We start from the raw sequence: 15,088 nt of genomic DNA on the forward strand, positions 1-15,088 counted from the left end.
TTTATAAGAAAAATTTTTTGTTATGTACAATTGCTGGAACTTTGATTTTTTCTCATTTCGGTTCAACTTATGCAAATACATCAGCTCCTACAATGGTTATGGCTCGTGCGGATAAAGCAGGAGAAGAAAAAACCTTTAATAACGTTTTTATCCGCAGCGCATATACAACAGTGGTTGCTGATGACAAAGCCTTTATCACCATTACAAATTCAACAATGCGTTCAGACTCAAATTTATTTACCGCAACAACAGGTGGGCGTATTCATGCTAAAAAAACTGTAGGAAAATCAAATTCCCGTGGTTTAGAAATTTCAAACGGCATCATCCATATTGAAGATTCAATCATAAATGTTTCCGGACATCACAAAAGTCGTGGTATCCTTTTTGATTACATCCCAAGTTCCCAAGTAAAAGAGGGCGAAAAAGTTATCAATAAAGCAATTCTTACCAACACAAAACTTCTTGTTGAAAATGGTATTGGTATTCTAGGACCAGATTATGCAAAATCTGTTGCTGAGGTAGAACTTAAAAGTTCAGAAATTCGTTCTGATATATTATTAAAAAATAAAATCCCAGAAAACTCAAAAGATATCGATCCTCGCACTTTTATATTAAGCGCTGACAATTCGATTATAGAAGGACGAGCAAAGACTTTACCTCAAAATACAACGATTTTTACTCTCAACAATAACAGCAAGTGGTCCCTAAAGATTAGTCAATTTGAAGTAGACAAAGAATTTGACAGCTCTAAAGGATACTTGCTCACTGATATTAAACAACGTGCACAGTCTATTGTCTCAGTATTGAACCTTAATAATAGCTCTATTATATTTAATGCGCCGCATAAACTAGCAGACAATCAGTATCAAACCTTGCATGTGGGAAAACAGCCAACAGCTGAAGCTGCGAAAACAGAGCAAAACAGAAGCTCTGATGCAACAACGGTTTACAATGCATTGGGCAACGCAAAGATTTACTTTAATACCGAATGGAGTAATGGTCTTGTAAAAGAACAACAAAAAACTGACCGTGTTCTCGTTCATGGTAATGTCTCAGGCACCACAACGATCTATTTCAACAATCTTTCAAAGCGTGCAGAACCATTCGATAATGATGAAGTTTCAATTCCTTTGAATGCGCGTGGTCTCTCACTTGTTCAGGTGTCTGGAAAAGCAGAGGAAGCCGCCTTCACGCTGGCAAATGGCTACACTACAATGGATGGATTGCCCTATAAATATGTATTAAATGGCTATGGACCAACATCCAGCCGTGGGAGAGCTGACAAACAGCAAAGTCTCTTGCAAGAAAGTGAAGAGTTTTGGGATTTCCGTCTACAAAATGCGACTCTTGATGATGAAGGAAAAATCAAAGCTCTTGTTCCTCAAATGGCAAGCTATTTGGTTATGCATAATGCAATATTCTCCTCTGGCTTGGCTGATATAAACAATCAAAATACACTGTTAGATAATATGCACTCAACAGTTTTTGGATTAGAAGGTCATAAACAAAAAGGGATATTTTTATCGACTTATGGCAACAAGATGACGTTATCTTCCAGCCGTAGTCCATTGGAGTATGGTTATGGTGCTAATGTTCACTATGCTGCTATACAAGCAGGCATGACATTAACAACGTTAGAAAATCAAAATATAACCGCGAATCTTGGTCTTTTAGGCACATATGGAAAGCTCGCTTTTACGCCAAAGGACATGGAAGGTTCTGACAAAAGCATACTGGATAAATGGTCCTTTACGGTATATGGGAATCTCCATCATGACAATGGTCTCTATATTAATGCACTTTTCTCCTACGGCATTTTAAACGGACATATTACAACAGCCCTTATCGGCAACACCACAGAATTAAACAATACGGATACATTAAATATATCAGCTACCGTTGGACAAAAACTAGCAACTGGTGTTGAAGGGCTGTCTTTTGAACCACAAGTACAACTTATTTATCAACATATTGCCTTTGGCACTCTTTCAGATATTGATGGCTTCCAAGTTAATATAAAGCCCCCTCATCAATGGTTGGTCCGTATTGGAGGGCGTTTAACAAAAACAATACTTCCTATTGAAAAAGATCGTTTTCTTTCTTTTTATGGTAAATTGAATGTCATCAAAGCTTTTGGTGAGGAGCGCACTATCGATGTTATGGAATCTTTCCATCTCGATTCTATGGGCTCTTCCCTTGAAGGTGGACTTGGCATTAACGCGCAGCTTTCTAAAAATATCGCACTTCATGCTGACGTTAATTACCAACATAAACTTCAAAAAGCTGGGTTCTCTGGAATTAATTTTTCCGGAGGAATGCGTTATCGCTTTTAGAAATCTTAGCTCTCTATTTTGACGCATAAGCAGCGCTGAGATGAAAACAGTGCTGCTTAACTACATTACAAAAAACCGCAATGTGTCAAAAAGTGGTTCATTTTTAGCAAAACAAAGAAAATATCTTAAGGAACATCTCTATGCATAAGAATCTTTTGTTATGTACAGCCGCTTGTGCTTTATTTTTTTCTTCTTTTAACTTCACATCTACCAGCACCGCCTCTGCTCTAAGCCCCCAGGAACGCTATGCTATTGATTTAATAAACACACCAACACAAGCAGAAAAAAATCTTGAAAAGATAGCCTCTGGCGCCATGATGGAAGATAATTCGCACTTCAACCAAGCACTTGAAAATCATATGGATCGTGTAAGAAATACGATTAACAGCTCTTTTGCAGGTGCAGGTCGTTATAGTTCTGGTACACATATAAACGTGGTGAACCGCGAAATGGATAATATACGCGCCCAAGCCATGGCAAACAAACACCCTCTGGATATACAACATATGATGAAAGCCAGAGCATACCTTGAACAATTACGTCAGAACCGATTAAAAACAAGAGAAAATTTATTACGTGGCTACGATAAAGCAATTTCTGATGCCGTGCAAGCAGCAAAAATCCTTGATGCTGATAATCAACAGCGTGTTAATACCGCGCGCCAACAATCGGTGAGCCAAGACAATCATAATTGGTTTGAACTGCAAAATAAAGCAGAAATATTACATAAAGCAGCACAAGTGGATAGTGCTTTACAAGGACAAAACAAGGAACTTTCCAATACTTTACGCAAAGCAGTAGCAGTATTAGAGACTTTGAACAACGATGGAATAACTAACGTGAAGAAAAAAGGAGAGACGACCCCTCCTGCATCTGAAAAGAATAAACAACCTCTTATTGACTCCAGCACAGGACAAAGACGCGCTAGTGATAAATTACCACCCGCTCATGTTGCTGCCCAACACAAGGACAGTTCATTCACAAGAACAGATCATGGAATGAGACAGCCTAAAATAAATGAAAATTCGCAATCTGATATTGATCCCCAAACAAACACCACTTCCTCAGCATCAAAAACAACTCTTAATACATCAGCAAAAGCGCATATGAATTTGCTCCCAAAGGTTGGAAATACTGCTACCGCGGCTACAGAGAGCACCTCTAAACTTACAGATGATGATAAAGCAACTGCAACTTCTACTTCTCTTAATGGGACAGCAAAAAGAACAATTCTTACACCACAAGAAGAAAGCTCTTTAGTCATGCCTATCGCGATGTTTGCTGTTGGGTTTAGTGATGTCAACAATCAAAATATCTTGTTAGACAATATGCAAATAACAATGTTTGAGCCCAAAGATCATCCAGAAAGAGGCGTTTTCTTATCCTCTTATGGCAATAAAAGCACGTTTTCTTCCAAGGTTCAAGCAGAACAAGATGGTGTTCAAGCAGATATTCGCTATGCTGCATTGCAAGCAGGAGCAACATTAATAGCGCTAAAAGATCAAAATATCAGCAGCAACTTTGGTCTTTTCGGAACATATGGGAAATTATCTTTTACTCCTAAAAACAAGGAGAGCTTTCAAAAAAATATGTTTGATAAATGGTCACTCACCGCATATGGAAATATTCAGCATGACAGTGGCATCTATGCAAGTGCATTTCTCTCTTATGGAATTTTCAAAGAAAATCATGCTACAGCTCTCATTAAACATACCTCAAAAGTGAAGAATAGTAAAACATTAGGAGCCGCTGCAACTGTTGGTCAAAAACTGTCAACCAATTTGGAAGGTGTAATCCTAGAACCACAAGCACAACTTGTTTATCAACGTCTCATGCTTGGTTCTTTATCAGATAGGAGCTCTTTCTCAGATGACGATAACTCTAAAATAGACATAAGCAAACCTCATCAATGGTTGCTTCGTATTGGTGGACGTTTGACACAAAACAAAGGACATGCCCTTTCCTTCTACGGAAAACTGAACATGATCAAAACTTTTAGTGAAAACTTTTCGCTTGCTGCTATGGGATCTTTAATCGAAGGTGGTTTTGGTATTCAGGCGCACTTATCGCAAAATATAGAGCTTCATAGTGATATCAGCTATCAACATAAATTCAAAAAAGCTGGCATCTCTGCAATAAATATTGCCGCTGGAATGCGCTATCACTTTTAAAAATACTTGTATCCCTTATCTTGAAATACAAAGAGATCTCATTATGTTTCGTTTTGCCTCTTACAAAAGAGACATAATGAGGCCAAAGTTTTATTTTTTATGAGAGAGGGGAGAAATATTTTAGGAATACATCCATATGAAAAAAAGCTTCTTACTATACACAGTTTCTGGAATTCTGTTTTGTTCTTCCACCAGTATGTCTTATGCTATTCATAGTACAAATCCATCAACAACGATAGATTCTTCTTCTCTACAACCTGCTCGTGTCAAGTCACAAATAAATCTATCCGGAGTTTTTGATCCGTATAAAGATCCATATGATGGAATCGGGCAAATTATGCCATCATATTCATATCCACCTTCAACATCTAGCTCTACAAGAACAATCATAACCCTTCCTCCTACAGGGAATAAAACTACAACGCCTACTTCTACAAGCACTCTACCTCCCAAAACACAACTTGAAGGAAATTCAGCTGGAAATATAATTTCTTCTTCAAAACAAAACTCTGATCTTGGTCAAGGAAGTACACAAACACCAAAGACTAAAGTTACAGAAGGTGTACAATCTAACCCTACAACACAAAACACTCTTACACAATCTCTAACGACAGAAATAGCTTCAACAACAGGAATGAAAGCAAAATCTAGAAGACGTTCAGGGGCGCCCTCCTCTTCTGCAGACTCTTCCAGCGAAAAAACACTATCGAATTCTGCTGTGTCTTCACAGCCAGAACCTACACAACCTTCACCGAATTTACAACCAACACTTACAAAGTCTGAACCTACAAGCACGGAACCTACAAAACCAACAACAGAGCAAATACCAACATCTAATGAACCAGAACTCGCACAACCAATATCTTTAAGAGTAGAAACTGAAAAACCAGCATTACTGGTACCACCAAAATCTGCAAAACCAGCGCCAGTGCAATCTTCATATGCACAAAAAATATCTGAAAAATCAGAGATTGAAAAAACAATATCACCAATAAAACAACCTGAAAAGTCTACACAAATTGAGGATATAAGCGCTGGAGTTGAAGCTAAAAACGGTGATATCATAACGCTACATAATAAAAAAATTCAAGACAATAGTTTTGCTGTACATGCAGAGGGAAATAATTCAAAAGTCAATATGATAGGGGGAACAGTTGATGCGCGTTTTGTTGCACTAAGCGTATCAGATGGTGGAGAAATTGATGCTACAGGCATTACTGTAACAGCAGAAACAGCTGGTTTGGTAAACATGGAGGGCACAATCAAACTTAAGGATTCAAGCGTCCATGTCACGGGAAATTATGAAGCAGACGGTATTATTTTTCGCAACAATCCGTATAATGCCCCTAGAAAACGATATACACACAATGCTGAAAGGAACACCAATGCCGTTCAAGAACAAGATGTAGCCAATATTGCTGATAAAGTAACCCTAGAGAATACAAAGCTTTTCGTTGAACATGGTAGCGGTATCAACCTTTATGGAACAGGCATAAACGGGGAAGTCAACCTTAAAAATTCAGAAGTTCATGCCGATATTTTATTAAAAAATATCAAGAACGAAAGTGCCTCCACAAACACCATTACATTAGTTGCAGACCACTCTTCTTTAGAAGGTCGTGTAAGAACTTCTAAAGATAATAGAACAGTTTTTGATCTAAAAGAGAGGACGAAATGGCTTGTAAAGGCTAATAAAAATGCCACAAATAATGATAATATTTTAAATGACTATAGACAGTTTGGTGTTGATGAAAAATCATACTCTAATCTTTCTGAATTGCACCTTACAAACAGTGCTATTATGTTTGACAAGCCCATTGAGGGACATTATCAAACTCTGTTTATAGGACCTAATCTTTCGCAAGAAGACGAAACAATTCACACAGCAGCGGTTTATAGTACAGCGGGTCTTGCAGAGATTTATGTAAACACTCAATGGGATAAACATTCTCCTATAACGGAACAACAAACTGATCGCATTGTGATTAATGGTGATGTCTCAGGAAGTACTTTTGTGCACATCAATCTCCAAACCGATAGCTCTGCTGTTTGGGAAGAACGCATGGCGTCACTTCCTTTAGGGACACATGGGATTTCAATCATTCAAGTTTCCGGACAAGCGAATGAAAATTCCTTCACGTTAGCAGGAAACTATATGACAATAGGGAAACAACCTTATAAATATGTACTCACAGGCTATAAGCCAGGAACATCTCATGAGAGCCAAAATCTTTTTGGCAAGAAGAATAGTGATTTCTGGGATTTCCGCTTACAAAATGCCTACATTGATAAGGATAAAAAAGTTCGAGCCCTTTTACCACAGGTAGCAAACTATTTAACCATATCTAATACTTTATTTTCTGCTGGATTTACTGATGTAAACAATCAAAACACGTTGTTAGACAATATGCGAACAACAGTATTTGGGGCAAAAGACAATAAAAAGAATGGTATCTTTTTCTCTTCCTACGGCGAGAAGGTCACCCTATCTTCCAACCGCGATCCACTGCACTATGGTTATGGTGCTGATGTAAACTATACTGCCTTACAATTAGGGAGCATATTAGCCGCCTTAGAAAGCAAAGACATAAGCGCACATTTTGGTCTTTTAGGAACGTACGGAAAGCTTGCCTTTACGCCAAAAGAGATGCAAGATTCTGAAAAGACAACGCTTGATAAATGGTCACTTACCGCTTATAGCGGCATCCAGCATAGCAATGGTATATATGTCAACGCTCTTCTTTCTTACGGAACCTTAAAAGGAAATATTACCACAGCTCTTGTTGGGAATGCCGCAAAATTGGATGGTACCGAGATGCTTAATATATCTGCAACCATTGGTCAGAAATTAGCAACCGATACAAAAGGGCTTGTCTTTGAACCACAAGCTCAATTCATTTATCAAAATCTCATGTTTGATATTTTCTCAGATACCAATGGCTTAAAAGTAGACATGGGCAATCCACATCAATGGTTGATCCGTTTTGGTGGACGTTTAACAAAAACAATAATGGCTGTTGAAGAAAACAAGGCTGTTTCCTTCTATGGTAAAATGAATGTTATCAGAACTTTTGGCGATGGTAAAACAATAAAAATTGCTGATACCTTTCATGTTGATCCTACCGGCTCTTCAGTTGAGGGAGGCGTGGGGATGAATGCATATCTTTCTCAAAATATCGTACTAAACGCCGATATCAGCTATCGGCAAAAACTGCAAAAAGCCGGTGTATCTGGCACCAATTTGTCTGGCGGAATACGTTATCTTTTCTAAAGCAGAAGTTAATTTTAACTTAAATAAAAAAGGCAGCACAAAGTGCTGCTTTTTTATTTAAATTTATATATTTTTTAAATTCTCAAAAATCATTATCACATCAAAGAAGATTTTGACTTATAATATTTCTTTTGCATATTGAATAAAAGACTGAATACCATAACATTCTCTCATCAAAATACCCCATGCATAAAATTTTATGTCTTATATTATCACCACACCTCAAGCGATGATGTTTTTACAGCACAACAGAATAAGCATTCATGCCAATTTAAAAAAAGTCAGCCCCTTCTTCGCTGTGGACGCTCCATTTATTTTAGATGATGTACATTTAATATACCTGCTATAAAGACTAGTATCTGGTATAAATTCTTAAAGGCATGTTTTTCCTCTAAAATCTCAATGCTACAGCAGCTCCATTATAAGACAAGATATTGATTTATAAAGACAATTAATTGTTTTCCATGTTAAATGAGAATCCAGAATATCGTCAGATTCTTTCATTTTAGACCTGTTCTATGTTGAATCAACAAAAACCATATCTCTTACAAGTGACAAGGGGGAAGAGCCATAGGGATAAAAAACTATTAAGAAAGGATTAAAAATGCCTCTAATGAACTATCTCAAGTGCCAAGGGCTGGAGCAACATTGGGATCAAACAAAGAATATGATAGTGTTGAAAAATATAACAATATCAACTTGCTCTTTTATTAAGCATAAAGATGGTCGCACCCTATAGATTTTATATTATTTCCATGGAAACTTTCTTATTATACCATTCACAAGCACCGTTGCATCAAAGATGTCGTTGCGCCCCACAAACACCATCACGAAATAGACTTGAGGGCTTAGATATCTCTTTAAAACAAGGACGTGAATTAGGAATAACAAATCCATTCTATTTTGAGTATTTTGTCGTGCATGAAGGACATGCCCGCAGTAAAAAACACAATAAAAAAAGCGTGAAACAATGCGGAATCTTCATTATTTAACAGATAGTGCTTTAGATACTTTTGAAAGACATAAAGCTAAATTAAAGAACGGCGGTACAGAGGGAAGCTGATTTCTACCCCTTTATTCTTTCCCAATGAGATTGCCTCCCCATTTCAAATATTACGCCAACAAAGATATACGCACTATATCCACTCAGATCTGGATGCTCTCTCCAATCTGACATACAAAAACTAAAAACAGCAGAAGGAAATAATAAACCGCTTTAATTTTTATCTCAAGCATATAGATTTAAACAACGAACCGCGTCATATCACCACACTTTAAAGGACAATATTCCATGAAGCTTATAGGCAATATTCATCACATACTCTTCATCATTCATGCTTTTTGCTGACTTGATAGTTATGGCGGAGTGAACGCACCCGATCCCATCCCGAACTCGGCCGTGAAACACTCCAGCGCTGATAGTACTTTGCCTTAAGGCACGGAAGAGTAAGTCGCCGCCAGATCTGCTAAATGCAAGCAAAAGACTCAATATATAAACCTTACATTACCACACCCCCAAGGAAGCTGTTTTTAAGGCATCACAGGCTGGTCTAAATATTCTCTTAATCGCCTTCCCTAAACTAAAAAATGAAGCTCTCCCTATTAACTCAGTCTGCAAACAATGCTCTGTAAATAATCCACCTTCTCTTAGTTCTCTTCCAGCCAGCTTCCCACAGCATGCGGTTCACATCACGATACCTTAAAAAACACTGTTTTAAGAACAGCGTTTTACAGTACATCAGGATAATAATTTAAATACCAAAATGCGCTTAAAACAAGTCTACTCACTAAACGCACTATTTACCCAAATCAACTGCCCTACCTAATCATTGTCATTACTTAAAACAGCCCGTATTAATCAGATTTGAATTTATTCCTCTATTTCTTTTGCACGTCCAGATAGCTGTATAGCTCTAGAAAGATCATTAACTGCATTTAAATGTGTTTGAAGTAATTCACTATTACGCTGTAATTTTTCTTGTAAATCAGACAACAAACTTTCAACCTCATGCTCAATATCTTGATTCATATAGCGCTTCACATCACTCATGGATTTATTAAGATCACGCAAACCACGTATTTTACGCAAATTTATTTCTTCGTAATCTGGAACACCACTACTCTCTAGCATATTGCTTTCATAATCAACAACTTGAGCTAATCCTTTAACAGCAGCAACAAATTTTGTCATCGCCCAATCACGATCAATAAGGTTGTTATCAAGAACTTTTGCTTTTGCCGCAAAACTATCATCACCATATTGCACTACAGACATTTTTACTTCCCCTTCAACACTATTGTTCAATCTTACTTTCAAATGAGGGAGACTAAACAGGTTCTCTTCAATGCTGATACACTCAACCAAGCTCGTAGTGCAAACATTGCTCAAACAACAGCACGACAATCCTTCAAAGCGTATACCACTTGAACTTTCAACGCGTTCTCTCAAATATTTTTCTTGCTTTGCTCCAAAACCATCATTGCGGCTATACTAATCCATAAAAACGCTATAAACTTAAACCTTACAGCAATATCGAAACTTCCATATTTGCTCTGTCTATTTCGCCTTGCCGATTTTATCACGAGCTCATCTTCAACAGAAAATAACAATGCTTTCACGAGAACTTCAGCCACAAAAACTACCTGCCGACAAAAAACCGCAGCCTATCTTGCAGCATATTAAAGACTTAAGCCCATTAAAAATTTCAGCATTTTACCAATAGCAGCATTTTACCCTCCATAACCTTATGGCTCTCTCTGCACTAAAACTTTATACCTTCTGGCGCCCCATAAGATGGCACCAGACAAGATCAGTTTGCACCCATTCAAAAGGACACCCCCTCTCCCATGCTCTTTCTGCACACATGCAGTATTTCGCATAAAACACAAAAAGAATGCTCTTTTGAACAGATCAGCCACACAGCAATATAAAAAGACATCTTAAAATAGCTAAACAGCCATCAATCTTCCTTTTTTAAATTATCATTCGCTTTTCTTTGCAATGAACAACTATATAAGATTTTTTGAACCTTTTCAAGAGTTTCTTAGCCAATCAGTTCGATACGTCTTCAATCGCATATTCACGCGCTTGTTTTAAAGAAACATCTCTTAAGTGCACCCAAGCCTATTTCGCGCCGCGGCCCATGAATGCATGAATGGTATAATGATAAATCTCCCATGACATGTATAAAATCCATTGAGTATTTTCCATCTTTACGCTTAATAAAAGAAGCAAGCTAGCACCATCATATATTTTGCTACCCCCTTATGTTCTGATACTCTTGACACTTGAGACGGTTCATAAAAGCATGCCTTTCTTGTACAATTTCTCTGCGCATAAGAGCTCCCTGCTTGTAACTGCAAAAGACATTGTTTTAGTTAATTCACCACGAAACAGATTTGGAATGAAAAAATGTCCAGTATTAAGGAATCTAATTCAAGTTGAATAACGATAGATTATCATCTATAAATCAAAATATTATCCAATGCATAATGCTTAACGCTCCCCCCATTGATATTTTCAGAATTTTCACAGCATCTTCTTACAGATTATTTCATTCCATAACACAGTTTGCTCTTAATATCGCGACTTTACCTGCGCTACTAGTATAAAAACAGAGAAACAATCATTTTATAATCAAGGTACAATTTTTGTTTACGATCTTTCTCTCGTTTTCAACCTTTTAAATGCGGCTCTTCTCTTTCATAATCATCACATTTCAAATCTATTCCATGTTGAATAAATTAAAATCACTTGCTTGCACATCACAAACAACGCCCTGATGTGTTGATAAAATACGCTGAAAGAAAAAGTCCTCTTATGAACCTTAGCAAATGCCAAGAACTATAATAAACATTGGAAGCAAGCGTACGATGATTGTGACTTGCTCTTTCATAAGTATAAAGATGATAGCATTTTATAGATTTTTATATTATTCAAAGTTTATATTATTTCACGAGAGCTTTACTGTTATACTATTCACATTTACCGTTATACTATTTACGAGTGTCATCGTAAAATGTCTTTCGTGTGCGTTGAGAGATATTTCTCTAAAAAAAGTACATAAATATGCAATACAAATATACTAATATACAACATAAGTATATTTCGTTTGGAGCGTTCTTTACTTTTGTGCAAAACATGCCCCATTAAAGCAGCATTAACCAATCTTGCTATGAGATAAACGATCAGAAAACATTTTTGTCTTCCGCCGCTCACCTTAAAGAACTAAGATCTTAACTCAATCGGCTCTGTACGCAGTCCGAATCTTTGTCAAACGCTCTTCTCTTGACTTTCCCCTCATCTGATTCACTTAAACGAAAGGCTCAACAAATAAACCTACGAATATTCATCGTACACTAAAAAATACTTAAACGTTCCAAGAAAACGTATATGTCTTATATTACCGTTATAAATGACAGTGCTTTATAGCATAACAGGATAAAAAAGTTTCCAGCAACACAAAACTTACAAAATCAATCAATAGTCCTTTTAAAGCTTTCTTTTTTTAGGATTCACAATACTCCAACTCCTTAAGCTTTTATAAAAAAAGAAACAATTTTAAGCTTGCCGAATATGTTGTATCAGCAATATATTACAGATTGTAACATATTGTTATTCATAAAATCACCTCAAAAAGAACAGAAAGAGGTTTTTATGGCTGATCTCGTAAAAGCCGCTATGCTTTATTCAACCTTGATTATCACCATCAATGCTTTTGTTGTTATTTTAGTTCTCGTAATAGAAATATACTAAGCATACTCTCTTGGCTTATTGTAATCTGTGCAAATAAGCATCTTAATTTCACATAAGATCAAAGAAAAATTTTAATTCTACAGATAAACCACACACCCAATTTCAAACATCGCTTGCAACTATTTGAGGTGTAAACTCTGCTTTTTGTATGCATTTTTAACCATCATTGTCCATCTTTTCACGCTATCTTGAATCTCAACTTCATCCCCAGCTTAAAAAACGAAATTTTCTACCAGATCCGATCTGTAAATAATTTGTCTCCTTATTGAGTAAGTTCCTTTTGCTTCCCCCTTCAGGGCATCTCACAATCCTAAAGGATAATATTTCATGAAGCTTATGATAAATCCATTGAACACCATCTTTACCCTTATGAGAGAATAAACCAGCAGCATCACACACTTTTCCAGCCCCAAATGTTGCAATAACCTTTAGCACTTGAGATCGTTTATAAGAGGCATTTTTACTTCTTTCTCCAACAGTTTTTATCTACACGGCTCTCCCCGCTTGTACCATGCAAGAAGATGGTTTTAATTAATTCAACCGAAAACAGATTTGGAATAAGAGAAGCTTACTATATTCGAGATCCTTATTCAGCATAAAATAATTAAATCATTTTTATAAATCAAAGTGTTATTTAGAAAAATATTCATCACACGCTCGAGAACAAAAAACACCTCATACGTAAAGTTTTATATGAGCTCCACCGCTCAACATGATAATATCACGACACAATCAAGATAAAAAAATAACAAGGAAAACCCTTGTAAACTCAGAAAAGAGAGAGGAGAAAAATGAAAAGATGTGGAGAGCGCTCAATTCCTCACACATCCGGCAAAACCGTCCTAGCAAAACTGTCTCACAACTTAACTAATGTTATAATATTCTCAAATCAAAAGAAATTTTTTAAAAATAGTTTGAGAAAAACATTTGAGTATGAAACGATAATAATTCTATTCAGAATGTTTTTCTCTTTATTAAAACAGAGAAAGTAATTTCCAAACAAATGTTTCCTCCTAATTTTTCCGAAATTAGCCGCAACACTTAAAGACGATCTTAGTGTGATGAAACATTTATTTGTGATAAACGCAAAAAAAACACCCCAAAGATAGATTTAATCTCAATATTTTAAATACATGTAACCAAAACATTAAAAAATTAGCAGTAACACATAACAACTCATTGGGAGGCAATACTATCTACAATTGAAAGCACTTTTGGGCTTAACAATGACAGTATAGCATCCGTTTACACAAAGAGTACTGATCGTAAACGACTAATTCTTGAAGCCATAAAAAGATTCTCTAAAAGTTAGAGAGAGCCTAAAAACGTAATAGAATCAAGAACTAAACAATTCCTTATTTATTGAATTGTATGTTTTTAATTAATGCCAAACATCAGTTCCATATATGCTTGTCTGGCATGTTGGCAATTTTTAGATTTCTCCATAGAAGATTGATCCAGCTTTTCACATTTTTTTGCCCACTCTTCGAGTAATGTTTTATCTTTCTTAAATTTAGTTTTTTTCGCAACCAGCAACAACAAGTCCAGTACAAACCAGTAATGCTGTAATAATGACTTTATTCATGATTTAATTCCCTTCCTTTTTCTCTTCAGTTTTTTTCTCGTCATCATGTACAAAGCTTGAACCAGGCCAATCTCGGGCATGAACTTCACGATACGCTTTATCTGCGTTTTTACAATTTTGAGAATCTAAATCCTCTGATATCATGCATTTCATTGCCCATTGCTCGAGTAATTTGGGATCCTTCTTAAATTCCGATACGCTATAAGTTTTTTCACAACCAGCAACGACAAGTCCAGTACAAACCAGCAATGCTGTAATAATGGCTTTATTCATCAATAAAATTCCCCTTTTTTCAAATTTACAAAGTTTAGGACACAATTTAGGGCCTTAAAAAAAGTTCTACATATGCTTGTCGAAGGTTTTTACAATTTTGAGAGGATTTGAGCGGTGAATCATCCTTCTCACATTTCTTTGCCCATTCCTCGTATAATTTTTCATTTGTTTTAAATTCTTTTACACTATAAGTTTTTTCACAACCAGTAACAGCAAGTCCCACGCAAAGCAGTAGCGCTGTTATAATGATCTTGTTCATGATTTAACCCCTCTCTTTGTTTTATATTTTATTAACAATATCTTTGGATTCACATCCCCTCCTATATTGTGACCTTGCGTCTAATTTTCCTTTGCAAATACGTACACTTCCAACGCAAACATGTTAAATCATAAGAGCCTCTTTCATTTATCAGACTTGCATTTGTAACATTATCTGCACGGCAGCTCTTTGTATTTGAAGTGTTAAAACTTCAGTAAAAATTCTGATATCTTGACATTCTCAAAAAGCTTTTTAATCATTTCTTTTCCTTCAAGAACCTTTTGGTAACGAGAAGCAGCACGATATCTTACCCAAAATTCGTCATGCCTATATCCATTGCAAATTCTCTGCAAACGAAAGAATACAGCTTTTAATCAACTAATTGCGCTCTTATCATTTCTAAACCACCGGAAAAGAAAGAAAGCTTTAAGTCCCCCTGT

The 15,088-nt window shown here is 36.3% G+C and carries 8 protein-coding genes and 1 rRNA gene; 4 read left to right on the forward strand and 5 right to left on the reverse strand.

Annotation, left to right across the window (positions count from 1 at the left end):
- The 4 genes from ACFIL7_RS08315 to rrf form a co-directional block, all read left to right on the forward strand.
- Positions 1–2,333: autotransporter outer membrane beta-barrel domain-containing protein (locus ACFIL7_RS08315; protein ID WP_375683516.1), on the forward strand; the 2,333-nt coding region annotated here is incomplete at its 5' end.
- A gap of 140 nt (positions 2,334–2,473) precedes the next feature.
- On the forward strand, positions 2,474–4,504 hold the full coding sequence (locus ACFIL7_RS08320) for an autotransporter outer membrane beta-barrel domain-containing protein (RefSeq protein ID WP_375634765.1): 2,031 nt from the start codon (positions 2,474–2,476) through the stop codon (positions 4,502–4,504).
- 136 nt (positions 4,505–4,640) lie between these two features.
- Positions 4,641–7,775 carry an autotransporter outer membrane beta-barrel domain-containing protein gene (locus ACFIL7_RS08325; RefSeq protein WP_375683517.1) on the forward strand — a complete coding sequence of 1,045 codons (3,135 nt, stop codon included), beginning with the start codon at positions 4,641–4,643 and terminating at the stop codon, positions 7,773–7,775.
- A 1,348-nt stretch (positions 7,776–9,123) separates the two neighbouring features.
- Positions 9,124–9,238 (forward strand): 5S ribosomal RNA (gene rrf, locus ACFIL7_RS08330).
- 407 nt (positions 9,239–9,645) lie between these two features.
- On the opposite strand, the gene ACFIL7_RS08335 is transcribed toward rrf, so the two are convergent.
- The 5 genes from ACFIL7_RS08335 to ACFIL7_RS08355 form a co-directional block, all read right to left on the reverse strand.
- Positions 9,646–10,050 (reverse strand): flagellar protein FlgN, encoded by a 405-nt coding sequence (locus ACFIL7_RS08335; protein WP_273790974.1) that lies wholly within the window; start codon positions 10,048–10,050, stop codon positions 9,646–9,648.
- Between the two features lie 2,682 nt (positions 10,051–12,732).
- The gene (locus ACFIL7_RS08340) at positions 12,733–12,966 is read right to left on the reverse strand and encodes a hypothetical protein (protein ID WP_375632887.1); all 234 of its coding nucleotides are present in this window, start codon (positions 12,964–12,966) and stop codon (positions 12,733–12,735) included.
- Between the two features lie 942 nt (positions 12,967–13,908).
- Complete coding sequence (locus ACFIL7_RS08345; RefSeq protein ID WP_375634767.1) at positions 13,909–14,073, reverse strand: hypothetical protein; 165 nt, start codon at positions 14,071–14,073, stop codon at positions 13,909–13,911.
- A gap of 46 nt (positions 14,074–14,119) precedes the next feature.
- A complete protein-coding gene (locus tag ACFIL7_RS08350; protein ID WP_375632897.1) occupies positions 14,120–14,389 on the reverse strand; it encodes an EexN family lipoprotein in 270 nt (89 codons plus the stop codon).
- 46 nt (positions 14,390–14,435) lie between these two features.
- Positions 14,436–14,648: an EexN family lipoprotein gene (locus ACFIL7_RS08355; protein ID WP_375632883.1), complete on the reverse strand. Its 213-nt coding sequence runs from the start codon at positions 14,646–14,648 to the stop codon at positions 14,436–14,438.
- Between the last annotated feature and the right edge of the window lie 440 nt (positions 14,649–15,088).

The sequence above is a fragment of the Bartonella sp. AP3QHHD genome (assembly GCF_042195765.1).
Classification (GTDB): Bacteria; Pseudomonadota; Alphaproteobacteria; order Rhizobiales; family Rhizobiaceae; genus Bartonella.